The following is a 15,704-nucleotide window of genomic DNA, read 5'->3' on the forward strand; positions in this document are numbered from 1 at the left end:
TACCTGTATGCGCCTATCCCGTAGGACGTTCCTCCTGGCCGCCGCGACCGCCGTGTCAGGCTGCGGGCGCATCGCGAGCGACTCCGCACTCACGCTCGCCACGGGGGAGGAGGGCGGCGCCTACTACAAGCTCGGGCGGCTCTTCGCGGAACAGCTCAAGGACCGAGGCCTGCGTGTCACGGCGGTCGCGACCAACGCCAGCCGGCAGAACCTCGAAATGCTGGCGGACCTCGGCTCGCAGAACCGCGCCGATCTGGCCTTCGTGCTCTCCGACTCCGCTCACTACAGGCTCGACCGGGGCACCGTGGCCGCCCTGGCCCGCATGTACCTCAACTACCTGCATCTGATCGTGCGCGCGGATTCCGGGATCGACCTGCTGGAGGACTTGGCCGGCCGCACGGTGTCGATCGGTGCCCATGGTTCGGGTACCTCGCTGACCGCGGGGCGTGTGCTGCGATGCGCAGGCCTCACCGCCCCTCCCCGCACCCTGGAGAAGCGCCTCGCCCCCTCGCTCGACGGTCTCCGCTCGGAGAGGATCGACGCCTGTTTCTGGTCGGGTGACGCGCCGACCCCCGCGATCGTCGACTTCGTGAAGGAGGGCACGCCGATCCGGCTGGTCCGGCTGGACGAGGTGGTCCCGGCGCTGACGTCCGAGCACGGCGCCGTCTACGAGAACGCGTCCGTACCGGCCGGCCCGTACGGTCTCGGGGAGGCGGTTCCCACCGTCGGGACGGCCAGCTACCTGCTCTGCCGGGCGGGGCTCGCCGAGGAACAGGCGGAGAAGGTCACCAGGACTCTTTTCGAGGCCCGCAACGAGCTCAACCCCGCGCATCTACCGGGCCGCTCATTGAACGAGCGCTATGCGATCGGCACGGGGTACGTGTCTCTGCACCCGGGTGCGAGGGAGTACTACTCCTCCGTCTACGACTAGCGGGAGCGCGCGCCGGCCGGGTCCGCCAACATCAGCTCGACCACCAGGCCGTGCGGCTCGTTCGGCGCCAGGCGCAGTGCCCCGCCGCCGGACTTCGCCAGATCTGCGGCGATCGCCAGCCCGAGCCCGCTTCCCGGGACGTTCTCGTGCGAGACGGCGCGCCAGAAGCGTTCCGTCGCCTCCGCGCACTCGCCGGCCGTCAGGCCCGGCCCGTCGTCGGCGAACCGGAGCGCGGTGCCGTCCATCCGGACCGCGACCGTGCCGCCTTCGGGGACGTACTTGCAGGCGTTGTCGAGCACGGTGTCGGTGATGCGGGTGAGGGCGTCCGGAACGGCGCGGACGCGGCGTTCGGCGGGAAGGTCCACCGTGAGCGTCAGGTTCCTGGCGGTGAGCGCCTCCTCCCAGGCCGCCAGCCTGGGCCGCAGTTCCTCGACGGCGTCGACGTCCTGGGCCGGGGGCCCGGAGGTGACGCGGGCCAGGGCGAGCATCCCGTCCAGCAACGCCGTGAGCCGGCCCAGCTCCGCCATCGCCTCCTCGTGCCCGGCGAGGCCCTCCGAGTCCATGTGCGGCTGCAGGTTCTCCAGGTGCAGCGAGAGCACGGCCAACGGGGAGCGAAGCTCATGGGAGACGTTGGCGACGAAGGCCTGCTGGCGGTCGATCGCGGCCCACACCGCCTCGGTCATCGCGTTGAACCGCATCATCAGCCGCCGCAGCTCCACCGGACCCGTGTCCGGGACGATGCGCGCCTCCAGACGCCCCTCGGCGATGTCGCGGGTCGTGGCGTCCAGCTCGCTGATCGGCCGCAGGATCCACCGGGCCAGGCCGTGGGCACCGGCGGTCGTGCAGGCCAGGGCCACCACCGCGGCGGCCGCCATGAGCGCCCACACGCACAGGATGTCCAAGCGGGCGCTTTCGGTCGACGCGAACAGCAGCACCGCGCCCGACACCTCGGCGTCGCGTCCGGCCGTCTCGGCCATCGCCACCCTGCCGGCGCCGAACGGGCCGAGTGGCGGCATCCGTTCGATCCTGCCGCCGCGCATCGTCGTGCCCGCGAGTTTCCGCGCCGAGGCCTCGGCGGCGGCGTCCAGGTCACCGGCGGCCAGGACGAGCCGCCCGCGTCGGTCGTAGACGCGCAGCACCGCGTCGTACAGGTCGGCGTAGCGCTCGATCTCCAGGAGCAGCGCGCACTCGCGTTCGACCTTTCGTGTCGTGCAGTCGCCCTCGTGCAGGCTGCGGTCGGCCATCGCGGCGAACCGGGTCACCTCCGGCCGCCGCTTGAGCAGCAGATGCTCGGTGCGGTGCGAGGCGTAGGCGAAGCCGAGCGGGACCGCCAGCGCGGTGAGCGCCGCGGCCATCAGCGCCGTGAACAGCGCGGCGAGGCGGGCCCTCACCGGTCGCCGGCCGTGTCGACGCCGAGGCGGTAGCCGACGCCGTGCACCGTCACCACGAGACCCGGCCGCGCGGTCTTGGCCCGGATCCCCGACACGTGGACGTCCAGGGACCGGGACGCCGGCTGGGACGTGTCGGCCCACAGCGCGTGCAGGATCTCCGCGCGGTCGCGGACGACGCCGGGCTCGCTCGCCAGCAGCGCGAGCACGTCGAACTCGCGCGGGGCGAGCCGGACGGCGCGGCCGGCCACGGTCACCGCCCGGCCCTCCAGGTCGATGCGGATGTCGCCGGCGACCGCGACCGGCTCGCGCGCCGGCAGCGGCCGGGTGCCGCGCCGCATGACCGTCCGCATCCGCGCGACCAGCTCCGCCATGAGGAAGGGCTTCACCAGGTAGTCGTCGGCTCCCGAGTGCAGCGCGCGCAGCAGGTCGCGCGGCTGCGCGCGGGCGGTGACCACGATGACCGGCACCGGGGAGACGCGCCGCAGGCGGCGCAGCGCGTCGAGGCCGTCCATGTCCGGCAGGCCGAGGTCGAGCAGGACGAAGTCGGCGCCGCCCGCGAGCCGGAGCGCGTCGGTGGCCATGGTGGTCCGCTCGGTCGTGTGGCCGTACCTCGCGAGGGCGCCCGCCAGCGCCCCGGCGAACCGGTCGTCGTCCTCGACCAGGAGCACCCGCATTCCTGCCACCCTAGACATGGGCGGCCACGTCGTCGGCGCTTTCGTCACTTTGCGTGAGTGCAGTGTCGCGCGTCTCGCGCATGAACACGTAGACGACCAGCGAGACGGCCGAGCAGCCCGCCACGTACCAGTAGAAGGCGGACTCGACGCCGCACTTGCGGCACAGCAGCGCCACGTACTCCGCCGTGCCGCCGAAGAGCGCGTTGGCGAGCGCGTACGGCAGCGCCACGCCGAGGGCCCGCACGTGCGTGGGGAACAGCTCGGCCTTCACGACCGCGTTGACCGAGGTGTACCCGCTGACGATCACCAGGCCGGTGAGCGACAGCGCCAGCGCGGACGCGAAGCCGGTCACCCGCGACAGCGCGGACAGCAGGGACACCGTGCCGAGGCTCGCGCCGAGCCCGAACGCGATCAGCAGCGGGCGGCGGCCGATGCGGTCGGACAGGGCGCCGAGGGCCGGCTGGAGCAGCATGAAGACGACCAGCGAGCAGAAGCTCACCAGCGACGCGGTCTCGCGGGACAGCCCCGCCGTGGACGACAGGTACTTCGTCAGGTAGGTCGTGTAGGTGTAGTACGCGACCGTCCCGCCCATCGTCAGGGCCATGACGAGCGCGGCCTCTCGCCGGTGCGCGAGGACGCGGCGCAGCGTGCCGCGCTCCGGGGCCGGCATGCCGTCCTCCTGCCCGGCGTAGGCCTCCGTCTCCGCCAGCAGCCCGCGCCGCAGGTAGTACACGGCCGCGGCGCCGAACGTCCCGACGAAGAACGGGATCCGCCAGCCGAACGACTCCAGTTTCTGCTCCGACATGGCCTGCTGGAGAACGATCTCCAGCCCGAGCCCGGTGAGCTGGCCGGCCGTCATCGACACGTACTGGAACGCCGAGGCGAGGCCGCGCCGCCCCGGCGGGGCCGACTCGGCGAGGTAGACGGCGCCCGCCGCGTACTCCCCGCCGACCGACAGCCCCTGCATCAGGCGGGCGACCAGCAGGATCGCCGCGCCGAGGTGCCCGGCCGAATCGTAGGTCGGGGCGACCGCGATGAGCAGCGCGCTGGCCGACATCAGCGACACACTGAGGGTGAGCGCCGGACGCCGTCCCCGCCGGTCGGCGAACCGGCCGAGCAGCCAGCCGCCGACCGGGCGCATGAAGAACCCGACCGCGAAGATGGCGGCGGTGTTCAGCAGTTGCGCGGTGGCGTTCCCGTGGGGGAAGAACGCCGCCGCGAAGTAGGTGGCGAAGCTGGCGTAGACGAACCAGTCGTACCATTCGACGAGATTGCCGATCGAGCCGCCGATCACCGCCCGCCAGGGCATGCGGTCCGGCGGTCCGCCGACCGGGGAACGTGTCATGGGAGCCTCCTGCGAGCGAGCCGTTGCAGATCAAAGACTCACCGCAGGCGAGTGATCGCGCAGCGTAATCGCCGGAGGTCTAACGTTCCCCTAACACTTCGAACGGGCGGAGCCCTGAGCAGAGCCCGGCGGAGGCCTGGACGGGGCGCGTCCGGGGCCCGGGCGGGTCAGTACGACTTGGGGAGGCCCAGCTCGTGCTGGGCGATGTGGGCGAGGACGAGTTCCTCGGCCACCGGGATGTTCTTGGCGATGCGGGCGTCGCGGAACATCCGGGCGACCGGGTACTCCAGCGAGTACGCCATGCCGCCGTGGGTCTGGAACGCGCGGTCGGCGGCCTGCCAGGCGGCGTCCGCCGCGGTGAGCTTGGCGATGTTGGCCTCCGAGCCGCAGGGGCGGCCCCGGTCCCACAGCCAGGCGGCCTTGTAGGTCATCAGCCGGGCCAGCTCCAGCTGCGCCTTGATCCGCGCGAGCGGGAACGCGATGCCCTGGTGGGCGCCGATCGGCGTGCCGAAGGGTGCCCGCTCGGCGGCGTACCCGCAGGCGATCCCCAGCACCAGGCCGCCGGACCCGACGCCGCCCGCCGCGGCCAGGATCCGCTCGGGGTTGAGGATGTCCCACAACACGGCGAACCCCTGGCCGACCTCGCCGAGGACCCGGTCGGCGGGCACGCGGACGCCGTCCAGGAACACCATGCTGGACGCGACGGTGTTGGTGCCGAGCTTGGGGATCGGCCGGTAGGTCAGAGTGCCGTCGGCGACGGCCCGCTCGACGTCCACCAGCAGGACGGTGAAGCCGGACGTGCGGGGACGCGCCTCGGCCGCCGGGGTCGTCCGGGTGACCAGGACGAGGAAGTCGGCGCGCTCCACCCCGGAGATCCAGATCTTCTGGCCGCTGACGACGAAGGAGTCGCCGTCGCGGCGGGCCTGGGTGGAGATGGCGATGGAGTTGCTGCCCGCGTCGGGCTCGGTGATGGCGAAGCAGGTCTCGATCTCGCCGGAGGCGATCCTCGGCAGGAACTCGCGCTTCTGCTCGGCGGTGCCGTGCCGGGTGAGGGTGAGCCCGCCGAACGCCGGCGTCAGCAGGTACATGAAGGACGCGGCGCCGCCCGCGCCGCCCTCGGCCAGGGCCTCCAGGGCGACCGCCAGCTCCAGCAGGCCCTGCCCGCCGCCGCCGTGCTCCTCCGGGATCGCCAGGGCGTGCCAGCCGCCGGCGACCAGCTCGCGCCAGACCTCCTCGGGCCAGCGCTTGTCCGCGTCGCAGCGGCCCCAGTAGTCCTGGTCGTACTTCCCGGCGATCGCCAGCACGCCCTCGCGCACCGCGGCCGCGCTCTCCGGCAGGTCGAAGTCCACCGCGCCTCCCTCGGAACTGTCGCGTGCGCCCCACGGTAGCCGATCGAAGTAAGTGGTCACTGACGCGGGTGGTCATTGAACACCGCGCCCGGGGGTAGGCGACACCGCGACGGGGAGTCTGGAGGGGAGCGCAATGCGACCGCGTGACAGGTGGACGCTGACCGGCGGCCGGTGGGGCCAGGGCGGCGGGGACGAGGTGTTCACGGTGACCGACCCGGCGACCGGCGAGCCGCTGGGAGTGGTGGCCGTGTCCACCGCGGCCGACGCGGACGCCGCCGTGGCGGCGGCGCGCGGCGCGGCGCCGGGCTGGGCCGCCGTTCCCGCCGCCGAGCGGGGCGCGGCCCTGCACGCCGCCTCGCGGGCGGTCGAGGAGCGCATGGGCGAGCTGGCCGCGCTGGTCACCGCGGAGATGGGCAGGCCGTCCGGTGACGCGCTCGGCGGCATCGAGGCGGGGATCGGGACGCTGCGCCAGTACGCCGAGCTGGGGCCGCTGCACGGCGGGCGCACCCTGCAGGGCGGACGGGACGCCGCCGACTTCACGACCCGCGAGCCGCTCGGCGTCGCGGCCGTCCTCACGCCGTGGAACGACCCGGTCGCCATCGCCTGCGGGCTCATCGGCGCGGCGGTGGCGACGGGCAACACGGTCGTGCACAAGCCGTCCGAGCGGACGCCCCACACCGGCGCCCTCCTCGCCGAGCTGCTCGCCGGAAGCCTGCCGGACGGCGTCCTGAACCTGGTGACCGGCGGCGCCGTGATCGGGGAGGCGCTCGCCGGGCACCCGGACGTGGACGTCGTCGCGCACGTCGGCTCCACCCGCGCGGGCCGCCGCGTCGCCGAGCTGGCCGCGCGGACCGGCGCGCGGACCCTGCTGGAGAACGGCGGCGCCGACCCTCTGATCGTCGACGCCGGCGTCGACCCGGCCTGGGCCGCGGAGCAGGCGGCCGCCGGCTGCTTCGCCAACGCCGGGCAGATCTGCACCTCCGTCGAGCGCGTCTACGTGCACGAGGCCGTCGCGGACCCCTTCCTGGAGGCGCTCGCCGACCGCGCCCGGAACCTGCGCATGGGACCGGGCGCGGACGTGTCCACCGAGCTCGGGCCCCTCGTCGACGAGCGGCACCGCACGCGGGTCCACCAGCAGGTCGAGAAGGCCCTCGCCGACGGCGCGCGCGCCCTCACCGGCGCGCGCATCCCCGCCGGGCCCGGCGCGTTCTACCCCGCCACCGTCCTCGCCGGCTGCACCGACCACATGGAGGTCATGGCGGAGGAGACCTTCGGCCCCGTCGCGCCCGTCCGCGCCGCGGCCTCGTTCGAGCAGGCCCTGGACGCCGCCCGGCGCTCCCGCTACGGCCTCGCCGCGACCGTCCTCACCCGCGACATGGCGCACGCGCAGGCCGCCTGGCGCGCGCTGAACGCCGGCACGGTCAAGATCAACGCGGTGTTCGGCGGCGCGCCCGGCGGCGCCGCCACCCCGCGCCGCGCCTGCGGCCGCGGGTTCGGTTACGGGCCCGAGCTGCTCGACGAGATGACGGCCGTCAAGGTCGTGCACCTCCAGGCCGTCGTCCCTTGACCGTCGCCCTTGAGCGTCACCCCTTGACCGTGAGCAGCGGCCGCAGCTCGGCGACCGGCGTCGCGACGCCCCCGCCCCGCAGGCTCGACACCACCGGGCCGATGTCCTTGTACGCCCACGGAGCCTCCTGCTTGAGGTCGCGCCGCCACGCGGCCATCACGTCGGACCGCCGCGCCACCACCGGGTTCCGGTGGTCGAGCGGGGTCACGACCCGGAACTCGCGCAGGAACGCGTCGAGCTCGGCGTCGCCGCCACGGGCGGACGCGCCGCGCGGCACCCGGCGGCCCGCGCCGTGGCATGCGCTGGCGAGCGTGCGCGGGTCCCCGTGCCCGCGCAGGACGAAGCTCGACGCCCCCATCGAACCGGGCACGATGACCGGCTCGCCCCACATCGCGTAGGGGCCGCCCGCCATCTCGGCGTGCCCGCCCGCCGGGGTCGCGCCCTTGCGGTGCACGACGCGGTCGCCGTCCCGCCAGAACAGGTTGTGGGGCGCGTCGTACAGCAGCCGGGACGCCATGTCGCCGTACTCCGCGGCGAGCCCGGCGCGCATCGTGAGCGCGAGGAAGAACCGGTTGCCGACCGCGAAGTTGGCGGCGTTGCCGAACGCGTCGAGGTACCCGCGCCGGAGCGGTTCGGAGCGCTCGTCCAGCAGGAACGGCAGGATCCCGTTGCGGGGACGGGGAAGCCCGGAGGGCCAGGCGGCGCGGAGGCGGTCCAGCGCGGTCGCGTTGGCCTGGTGCCCGAGCGACAGCGACCCGCTGTGCGCCATCGTCACGACGGTGCCGGGCGCCAGGCCCCACGCGTGCGCGGCGGCGGCGTCGTGCACCCGCGCGACGTACTGCAGTTCGGCGAAGTGGTTCCCGCCGCCGATCCCGCCGATGACGCTGTCGTGGCTCGCCCCGCCCGCGCCGCCGATCCAGTCGGCGAACGCCTCGGCCGTCCCGGCGGGGTAGCCGGAGGCGTGCACGCGGTCCAGGCCGTCCTCGGCGTCCTCGGGACGCAGGCCGGGCCAGCGCGGCTCGCCGGTGAGCAGCAGGCCGGGCAGGCCGTCGCGCAGGAGCCCCTCGCGCTGGGCGGGGGTGAGGGCGATCCGCCGCCCGCCCTCGAAGAACAGGTGCCGCAGCCGCCGCTCCAGCGCGTCCAGCCGCGGCCGGACGCGGTCGGCCCGCAGGGTGGTCACCTCCAGCCGCATCCCGCAGTTGACGTCGTTGCCGACCGCCTGGGGCAGCAGCGCGTGCTCGGTCTCCAGGACCGTGCCGATCGGGATGCCGGCGCCCTTGTGGAGGTCGGGGGTGAGGGCGGCGCGGGTGATGCGCGGCGCGGGGCCGTCGTAGCCGGGGGTCGCCTCGGCGAGGCGTTCCAGGGTGGCGGCGGTCTCCAGGAGCGCCAGCGCCTCGTCCACGGCGGCGGGCTCCAGAGGGACGTCATCGTTCGCGCAGATGTCGACCGGGACGCCGGAGGGGTTGGGGAGGGAGCACCAGTGCTCGCCCGTGCGGACGAGCCGGTGGTCTTGACGTGCGGGCATTCGCTGGATCCTTCATGGCTGCTGAGAGGCGCGCCGATGCGCGCGGGGGGAGAGCCGTTCGCGTGAAAGGCGCGACGGCGGGGGAGCGGGCGTTGCGGCGCCGCTCGGTCCTCGGGTTCAGCAGCCGCGAGGCGGTTCAGACGTTAGCGCGGGGGACCGCCTGCGGGCCAGGCGTTTTCGCGGAGCTCCCGGACGCGGCCATGTAGCGGGTCACCATGCGCGCGACGAAGTGGGCGAGGACCTCCGGCGGGCCGGACGGCAGCATGATGTGGCTCATCGTCAGCCGCACCGCCGCGTCCGCGACCTCGGTGAGGGCCTCGCGGTCCAGATGCGGCCACTGGCGCAGGGCGTGCTCGGCGATGCGGGCGCTCGCGGTGAACAGCACCGGCTCGGCCTGGGTGGTGAGCAGCGGGAGCATCTCGTCGCCGCCCGCGCCGGTCAGCACCGCCTTCGCCAGCTGGTCGTCCGCCGACATCTCCAGCGTGAACGTCACCGCCGCGACCACCGCCGAGTAGAGGTCGTCGTGCTCGGACAGCACCGCGTCGATGCCGTCGAGGTAGCGCTCGTTGTCGCGGACCACGACCGCCTGCGCCAGGCCCCACTTGTCGCCGAACTCGTTGTAAACGGTCTGCCGGCTCACCCCGGCGGCGGACGCGACGTCCTGCATGCGGACGGCCCGGTACCCGCGCTCCACGAGCAGGTGCGCGGCGGCGTCCAGCAGGGACTCGCGCACGGAACGGCCGGCGGTGCCCATGGGCGTCGTTCCTCCAGGGTGTCGGGCTGGGCGGCCATTATCCCCCGCGGGCCCCCGGCCGGGCCATCGCGCCCCCGGCCGGGTCGCCGCCGCCGTCGAGCAGGTGGGCGAGCGGGAGGGTGGCCGCGCCGACCGCGACGGCCTCCGGGCCGAGGTGGCACAGCTCGATCGCGGTCTGCGCGAACGGCTGCCGCAGAGCGTACGCGGCGGTGGCCGCCACGACCCGGTCCAGCATCCGGCCGCCGATCAGCAGGCCCGCCCAGCCGCCGATGATGATCTTCTCGGGGCTGAACAGGTTGACCAGGTCGGCGATGCCCGCCCCGAGGTGCTCGGCGATGTCGTCGCGCAGGGCCGCCGCCGTGTCCGACGGGTCGGCCAGCAGCCCGGCGAGGGCCGCCTCCTCGTCCGTCCCGGCCGGGCCGCCCGCCGCCCGGTACCGCTCCAGCAGGGCCGTCGCGCCGACGTAGGACTCCAGGCAGCCGCGGGAGCCGCACCGGCACGGCGCGCCGCCCACCCGGGACGTGGTGTGCCCCCACTCGCCCGCGCTGCCCGCCGCGCCCCGGTACGGCGAGCCGTCGATCATCACGGCGGCGCCGACGCCGGACCCGATCAGCGCGACGACGGCGTTGCGGTGCCCGCGGCCCGCGCCGAACCACATCTCGGCCTGGCCGAGGGAGGTCGCGCCGTTGTCGACGAACAGCGGCGGGGCGGGGCGCCGGCCGCCCATGCCGTCGCGCAGCATCCGTTCCAGCGGCACCCCGTCCCAGCCGATGGTCTGGCAGTGCACGACCGCCTCGGGGCCGTGCTCGATCACGCCCGGGACGCCCACCCCGACGCCGATGATCGACGCGGGATCGACCGACGCCCCCTCGATCACCGCGGGGAGGCCGTCCAGTATCTGCCGGACGACGGCGCGCTCGTCGTGCCCGCCGTCCCCGAGCGGCAGGTCGGCCTTGGCGAGCTGGGTCAGCTCCAGGTCGAACAGCTCGACCATGACCCGGGTCTCGCCGACGTCCACGCCGACGAGGTGGCCGTATCCGGCCGCGGTCTTCAGCAGCACGCGCGGCCGGCCCCCGTCGGACTCGACGCTGCCCGCCTCCACCACCAGCCCGGCCTCGATCAGCTCGCTGACCACGTTGCTGACCGAGGCGGGGCTGAGCCCGGTCTCGCGAGCCAGGTCCTGGCGGCTGAGCGGCCCGTCGAAGTACAGCCGCCGCAGCAGTACCGAGCGGTTGGTGCGGCGCAGGTCGCGCACGGTCCTCCGGCGCCGTTCCGGCATCGGCCCCCCTTTTCGCGCGGCCCGGCCGGCCGCGTCCCCCGCAGGTTCTCAGGTCTTGACCCGGCCATTATGTCACTGCTTAGATCACGTCGTGAAATAAGGTGTGATCTAACTCTCCGAGTGACCCCCGTCACTCTGACCGGAAGGCCGAGCCGATGCGTCATCCCACCTCGCGGGCGCACACGCCCGTCCCCGCCGGCGGCCCCCGGGCCCGCGCCCTCCGGCCCGCCGCGGTCCTGGCCTCCGCCCTGCTGCTCGCCGCCGCCGCGGCCTGCGGCGGCGGGACGGCGTCCGGTGGCGGCGACGGCGACCCGAAGACGCTGACGTACTGGGCCAGCAACCAGGGCACCGACATCGCCGCCGACCAGAAGGTGCTGAACCCCGAGCTGGCCAAGTTCGAGAAGCGGACCGGCATCAAGGTCAAGATGGAGGTCGTCCCCTGGACCGACCTGCTCAACCGGATCCTCGCCGCCACCACCTCCGGCCAGGGGCCGGACGTCCTCAACATCGGCAACACCTGGTCGGCGTCCCTGCAGGCGACCGGCGGGCTGCTGCCGTTCGACTCCGCGACGATGGCCAAGGTCGGCGGAGCGCAGCGGTTCGTCCCGGCCGCGCTCGCCTCCGCCGGGGCCAAGGGCAAGGACCCGGCCGCCGTGCCGCTCTACTCGCTCGCCTACGGGCTCTACTACAACAAGAAGATGTTCGCGGACGCGGACCTGGAGCCTCCCGAGACCTGGCAGGAGCTCATCGACGCCGGCCGCGAGCTCACCAAGGGCGGCAAGTACGGGATCGCGATCGAGGGCGCCAGCATCCCCGAGAACGTCCACCAGGCGTTCAACCTCGGCCAGATGTACGGCGCCGACTTCTTCACCGCGGACGGCAAGCCCCAGTTCGCCACCCCGCAGGCGGTCGCGGCGGTCAAGTCCTACGTCGACCTGCTCGCCAAGGAGAAGATCGCGGCGCCCGGCAACGCCGAGTACTCCGCCAACCAGTCGCTGAACGACTTCGCCACCGGCAAGGCCGCGATGCTGCTGTGGCAGGCCACCACCAGCGGCCTCACCAACCTCGGCATGAAGCCCGGCGAGTGGGGCGTCGTCCCCATCCCGAAGCCGTCCCCGACGCCGCCCGGGGGACGCGACGTCACCTCCATGGTCGCCGGCATCAACATCGCCGTCTTCAAGAACACCGACAACCGCGAGGGCGCGCTGGAGTTCGTGAAGTTCATGACCGGCGACGAGGAGCAGAAGATCCTCAACAAGGCCTACGGCTCGCTGCCCGCGGTCACCTCCGCGCAGAACGACCCGGCGTTCGACACCCCCGACCTGAAGGTCTTCAAGAACATCCTCGCCACGAGCGCGGCGCCGCTGCCGCAGGTGCCGGAGGAGAGCCAGTTCGAGACGGCCGTCGGCACCGCGATGAAGGAGCTGTTCGCCGACGCCGCCGCCGGGCGGCCCATCACCGAGGAGAAGGTGAGGCAGAAGCTCGCCGCCGCCCAGGAACAGATGGGCCAGTAGCGGATGGCGTCGGCCAACGTCTCGGCGCCCGGAGCGTCCCGCGCCGGGGGACCGGAGCGGGACCGGCCGGGTCGCGGCGGCGGGCCCCCCGCCGCGACCCGGCGCCGCCGCCGGCTCCGCCCGCCCCGGGGCGCGCTGCCCTACCTCCTGCTGGCGCCCGCGATCGTCGCCGAGCTGGTCGTCCACATCGTGCCGATCGCCGTCGGCGTCTGGATGAGCTTCAAGGAGCTCACGCTCTTCTACATCCGCGAATGGTCCAGGGCGCCCGGCAAGGGCCTCGGCAACTACCGCGTCGCGGTCGACCTCGACGGCGCCATCGGCGCGGACCTGCTGCGCTCGTTCCTCGTCACGCTCGCCGTCACGCTGCTGGCGGTCGGGCTGTCCTGGCTGCTCGGCACCGCCGCCGCCGTCCTGATGCAGGACCGCTTCCGGGGGCGGGGCCCGCTGCGGGCGATCTTCCTCGTTCCGTACGCGCTGCCCGTCTACACCGCCGTCATGACGTGGGCGTTCATGTTCCAGCGCGACAACGGCATGATCAACCACGTGCTGGCCGACCAGCTGGGCGTCACGGGCGGCGACCGGCCGTTCTGGCTGATCGGGGACAACAGCTTCTGGGCGCTGGTCACCGTCATCGTGTGGCGGTCCTGGCCGTTCGCGTTCCTCGTGCTCATGGCCGGGCTGCAGAACATCCCCCGCGACCTGTACGAGGCGTCCGCGCTGGACGGCGCGGGCATGTGGCGGCAGATCCGGCACATCACGCTGCCGGCGCTGCGCCCCATCAACCAGGTGCTCGTGCTCGTGCTGTTCCTGTGGACGTTCAACGACTTCAACACGCCGTTCGTCCTGTTCGGAAGGGCGGCGCCCGCCGGCGGCGACCTGATCTCGGTGCACATCTACCACGCCTCGTTCGTCACCTGGAACTTCGGGACGGGCTCGGCGATGTCGGTGCTGCTCCTGCTCTTCCTGCTGCTGGTCACGGCGTCGTACCTGATCGTCACCTCGAGGCGGAGGCCCGCCCATGGCTGAGACGCGCACGATCGGCGGACGCCGGAGGAAGGGCCGCGGGCCGACCGACCCGCCCGCCTCCTTCGTGTGGACGCGCCGCGTCGTGCTGACGCTGCTGACCGCGTTCACCCTCGTCCCCGTCTACGCGATGGTCAGCTCGTCGCTGAAACCCCTGGAGGACGTCCAGCGGCGGTTCAGGTGGATACCGTCGGAGCCGACGATCCGCCCCTACATCGACATGTGGTCGACGGTCCCGCTGGCCCGCTACTTCGTGAACAGCGTCATCGTCGCGGGCGGCGCCACGCTGGCCTCGGTCGCGATCGCGATCGGCGCCGCGTACGCGGTGAGCCGGTACCGGTTCGCCGGGCGCCGGGTGTTCACGGTGACGGTGCTCTCCACGCAGATGTTCCCGGGGATCCTGTTCCTGCTCCCGCTGTTCCTGATCTTCGTCAACGCCGGGAACGCGACCGGCCTCGCCCTGTACGGCAGCCGGGGCGCCCTCATCCTCACCTACCTGACCTTCTCGCTGCCGTTCTCGATCTGGATGCTCGCCGGCTACTTCGAGTCGATCCCGCGCGAGCTGGACGAGGCGGCCCGGGTGGACGGCTGCGGCCCGGTCGGCGCGCTGCTGCGGGTGATCGTCCCGGCGGCGCGGCCCGGCATCGTCGCGGTGACGGTGTACGCGTTCATGACCGCGTGGGGCGAGGTGCTGTTCGCCTCCGTCATGACCAACGACCAGACCCGGACCCTCGCGATCGGCCTGCAGGGCTACTCGACCCAGCACGAGGTCTACTGGAACCAGGTGATGGCCGCCTCCCTCGTGGTGAGCGTCCCCGTCGTCGCCGGGTTCCTGCTGCTCCAGCGCTTCCTGGTGGCCGGCCTGACCGCCGGCTCCGTCAAGTGACCCGCCGAACCCCCGACAGCCCGAACCACGGACCCGCCCGACCCACGAAGAGGGAGACCTGTGCCCATCGACGACCTGACCGCGTTCGGCCCCGACTTCGCCTGGGGGGCGGCCACCTCCGCCTACCAGGTCGAGGGCGCCGTCGCGGAGGACGGCCGCGCCCCCTCCATCTGGGACGCGTTCTGCCGCGTCCCCGGCGCGATCGCCGGCGGCGACACCGCCGACGTCGCCTGCGACCACTACCACCGCTGGCCCGAGGACCTCGCGCTGATGTCGGCGCTCGGCCTGCGCGCCTACCGGTTCTCGATCGCCTGGCCGCGGGTGCTGCCCGCCGGGGACGGCCCGGTCAACCCGGCCGGCCTCGCCTTCTACGACCGGCTGGTGGACGCCCTGCTGGAGGCCGGGATCGAGCCGCACCCGACCCTCTACCACTGGGACCTGCCGCAGGCGCTCCAGGACCGCGGCGGCTGGCCGTCCCGCGACACCGCCGAGCGGTTCGCCGAGTACGCCTCCGTCGTCGCCGCCGCGCTCGGCGACCGCGTGGCCTCGTGGGCGACGCTCAACGAGCCGGTCTGCGCGGCCTGGCTCGGGCACCTGCGGGCGGAGATGGCGCCGGGCGTCGCCGACGTCCGCGCGGCGGTCCCCGCCTCCTACCACCTGCTGCTCGCGCACGGCCTCGGCGCGCAGGCCGTCCGCGCCGCCGTCCCGGACGCCCGCGTCGGCATCGTCAACCTGCTCACCGACTGCGAGCCGGGAAGCGACCGGGACGAGGACGTGGCGGCGGCGCGGCGCGAGGACGGCCACCACAACCGCTGGTGGCTCGACCCGGTCCACGGCCGCGGGCTGCCCGCCGACATGATCGAGGAGTACGGGGTCGAGCCGCCGGTGCGCCCCGGCGACCTGGAGGCGATCGCCGCGCCGCTGGACTGGCTCGGCGTCAACTACTACCGCCGGTCGGTGAACGTCGCCGATCCCGCCGGGCCGCCGCCGCGCGCCCGGCAGATCACCCCGGCGGGAACGCCGCGCACCGGCATGGACTGGGAGATCCACCCGGACCGGCTGGAGCGGATCCTGCTGCGCGTCACCGCCGAGTACGCGCCGCGCAGCGTCATGGTCACCGAGAACGGCTCGGCCTACCGCGACACCGTGACGCCCGGCGGGGCCGTCCACGACGCCGAGCGGACCGCCTACCTGGAGGCGCACCTGTCGGCGTGCGCGGCGGCGATCCGCGGGGGCGTCCCGCTGGACGGCTACTTCGCGTGGTCGCTGCTGGACAACTTCGAATGGGCGTACGGGTACACCCAGCGGTTCGGGCTCGTGCACGTCGACTTCGCCACGCAGGAACGCGTGGTCAAGGACAGCGGGCACCGCTACGCGGAGATCATCCGCGCCCACCGGGACCTCGTCGCCGGCGCGGTCGCTCCCTAGAGTGGGGGCTCGGCGGCTCAGGCGAGGTGGGGAGGCCG

The 15,704-nt window shown here is 73.7% G+C and carries 13 protein-coding genes; 6 read left to right on the plus strand and 7 right to left on the minus strand.

Annotated elements, in window-relative coordinates:
* Positions 1-7: 7 nt before the first annotated feature.
* Complete coding sequence (locus K8Z49_RS04100) at positions 8-931, plus strand: TAXI family TRAP transporter solute-binding subunit (RefSeq protein WP_412517630.1); 924 nt, start codon at positions 8-10, stop codon at positions 929-931.
* Here K8Z49_RS04100 and K8Z49_RS04105 read toward each other — a convergent pair.
* From K8Z49_RS04105 to K8Z49_RS04120, 4 genes are all read right to left on the minus strand, one after another.
* On the minus strand, positions 928-2,322 hold the full coding sequence (locus K8Z49_RS04105) for a sensor histidine kinase (RefSeq protein ID WP_021596149.1): 1,395 nt from the start codon (positions 2,320-2,322) through the stop codon (positions 928-930). The two genes, K8Z49_RS04100 and K8Z49_RS04105, sit on opposite strands and share 4 nt — an antisense overlap.
* The gene (locus K8Z49_RS04110) at positions 2,319-2,996 is read right to left on the minus strand and encodes a response regulator transcription factor (protein WP_021596148.1); all 678 of its coding nucleotides are present in this window, start codon (positions 2,994-2,996) and stop codon (positions 2,319-2,321) included. The genes K8Z49_RS04105 and K8Z49_RS04110 overlap by 4 nt, the downstream gene beginning before the upstream one ends.
* A gap of 10 nt (positions 2,997-3,006) precedes the next feature.
* Positions 3,007-4,341 (minus strand): MFS transporter, encoded by a 1,335-nt coding sequence (locus K8Z49_RS04115; RefSeq protein ID WP_021596147.1) that lies wholly within the window; start codon positions 4,339-4,341, stop codon positions 3,007-3,009.
* A 167-nt stretch (positions 4,342-4,508) separates the two neighbouring features.
* Positions 4,509-5,690 carry an acyl-CoA dehydrogenase family protein gene (locus K8Z49_RS04120; protein WP_075021756.1) on the minus strand — a complete coding sequence of 394 codons (1,182 nt, stop codon included), beginning with the start codon at positions 5,688-5,690 and terminating at the stop codon, positions 4,509-4,511.
* 133 nt (positions 5,691-5,823) lie between these two features.
* On the opposite strand from K8Z49_RS04120, the gene K8Z49_RS04125 reads away from it, so the two are divergent.
* Positions 5,824-7,257 carry an aldehyde dehydrogenase family protein gene (locus tag K8Z49_RS04125; RefSeq protein ID WP_412517631.1) on the plus strand — a complete coding sequence of 478 codons (1,434 nt, stop codon included), beginning with the start codon at positions 5,824-5,826 and terminating at the stop codon, positions 7,255-7,257.
* A 16-nt stretch (positions 7,258-7,273) separates the two neighbouring features.
* Here the strand turns inward: K8Z49_RS04125 and K8Z49_RS04130 are convergent, their stop codons facing one another.
* From K8Z49_RS04130 to K8Z49_RS04140, 3 genes are all read right to left on the minus strand, one after another.
* Positions 7,274-8,782, minus strand: coding sequence for an RtcB family protein (locus tag K8Z49_RS04130; protein ID WP_024935276.1), 1,509 nt, complete (start codon positions 8,780-8,782; stop codon positions 7,274-7,276).
* A 136-nt stretch (positions 8,783-8,918) separates the two neighbouring features.
* The gene (locus tag K8Z49_RS04135; RefSeq protein ID WP_021599954.1) at positions 8,919-9,536 is read right to left on the minus strand and encodes a TetR family transcriptional regulator; all 618 of its coding nucleotides are present in this window, start codon (positions 9,534-9,536) and stop codon (positions 8,919-8,921) included.
* Between the two features lie 37 nt (positions 9,537-9,573).
* On the minus strand, positions 9,574-10,815 hold the full coding sequence (locus K8Z49_RS04140; RefSeq protein WP_075021758.1) for an ROK family transcriptional regulator: 1,242 nt from the start codon (positions 10,813-10,815) through the stop codon (positions 9,574-9,576).
* Positions 10,816-10,970: 155 nt separating this feature from the next.
* On the opposite strand from K8Z49_RS04140, the gene K8Z49_RS04145 reads away from it, so the two are divergent.
* From K8Z49_RS04145 to K8Z49_RS04160, 4 genes are all read left to right on the plus strand, one after another.
* On the plus strand, positions 10,971-12,329 hold the full coding sequence (locus tag K8Z49_RS04145; RefSeq protein WP_024935274.1) for an ABC transporter substrate-binding protein: 1,359 nt from the start codon (positions 10,971-10,973) through the stop codon (positions 12,327-12,329).
* Positions 12,330-12,332: 3 nt separating this feature from the next.
* The gene (locus K8Z49_RS04150; protein WP_075021759.1) at positions 12,333-13,355 is read left to right on the plus strand and encodes a carbohydrate ABC transporter permease; all 1,023 of its coding nucleotides are present in this window, start codon (positions 12,333-12,335) and stop codon (positions 13,353-13,355) included.
* Positions 13,348-14,238: a carbohydrate ABC transporter permease gene (locus K8Z49_RS04155; protein ID WP_021599289.1), complete on the plus strand. Its 891-nt coding sequence runs from the start codon at positions 13,348-13,350 to the stop codon at positions 14,236-14,238. Before K8Z49_RS04150 ends, K8Z49_RS04155 begins: the two co-directional genes overlap by 8 nt.
* A gap of 66 nt (positions 14,239-14,304) precedes the next feature.
* A complete protein-coding gene (locus K8Z49_RS04160; protein ID WP_033331770.1) occupies positions 14,305-15,666 on the plus strand; it encodes a GH1 family beta-glucosidase in 1,362 nt (453 codons plus the stop codon).
* The last annotated feature ends 38 nt before the right edge of the window (positions 15,667-15,704 follow it).

Origin of the sequence: Actinomadura madurae, from assembly GCF_047130825.1 — a bacterium.
Taxonomy (GTDB): Bacteria; Actinomycetota; Actinomycetes; order Streptosporangiales; family Streptosporangiaceae; genus Spirillospora; species Spirillospora madurae.

Coding starts and splice junctions, on each gene's coding strand:
- K8Z49_RS04110 (WP_021596148.1), bottom strand. CDS start 2,996: ATGCGGGTGCTCCTGGTCGAGGACGACGACCGGTTCGCCGGGGCGCTG.
- K8Z49_RS04135 (WP_021599954.1), bottom strand. CDS start 9,536: ATGGGCACCGCCGGCCGTTCCGTGCGCGAGTCCCTGCTGGACGCCGCC.
- K8Z49_RS04115 (WP_021596147.1), bottom strand. CDS start 4,341: ATGACACGTTCCCCGGTCGGCGGACCGCCGGACCGCATGCCCTGGCGG.
- K8Z49_RS04150 (WP_075021759.1), top strand. CDS start 12,333: ATGGCGTCGGCCAACGTCTCGGCGCCCGGAGCGTCCCGCGCCGGGGGA.
- K8Z49_RS04140 (WP_075021758.1), bottom strand. CDS start 10,815: ATGCCGGAACGGCGCCGGAGGACCGTGCGCGACCTGCGCCGCACCAAC.
- K8Z49_RS04130 (WP_024935276.1), bottom strand. CDS start 8,782: ATGCCCGCACGTCAAGACCACCGGCTCGTCCGCACGGGCGAGCACTGG.
- K8Z49_RS04155 (WP_021599289.1), top strand. CDS start 13,348: ATGGCTGAGACGCGCACGATCGGCGGACGCCGGAGGAAGGGCCGCGGG.
- K8Z49_RS04100 (WP_412517630.1), top strand. CDS start 8: ATGCGCCTATCCCGTAGGACGTTCCTCCTGGCCGCCGCGACCGCCGTG.
- K8Z49_RS04125 (WP_412517631.1), top strand. CDS start 5,824: ATGCGACCGCGTGACAGGTGGACGCTGACCGGCGGCCGGTGGGGCCAG.
- K8Z49_RS04145 (WP_024935274.1), top strand. CDS start 10,971: ATGCGTCATCCCACCTCGCGGGCGCACACGCCCGTCCCCGCCGGCGGC.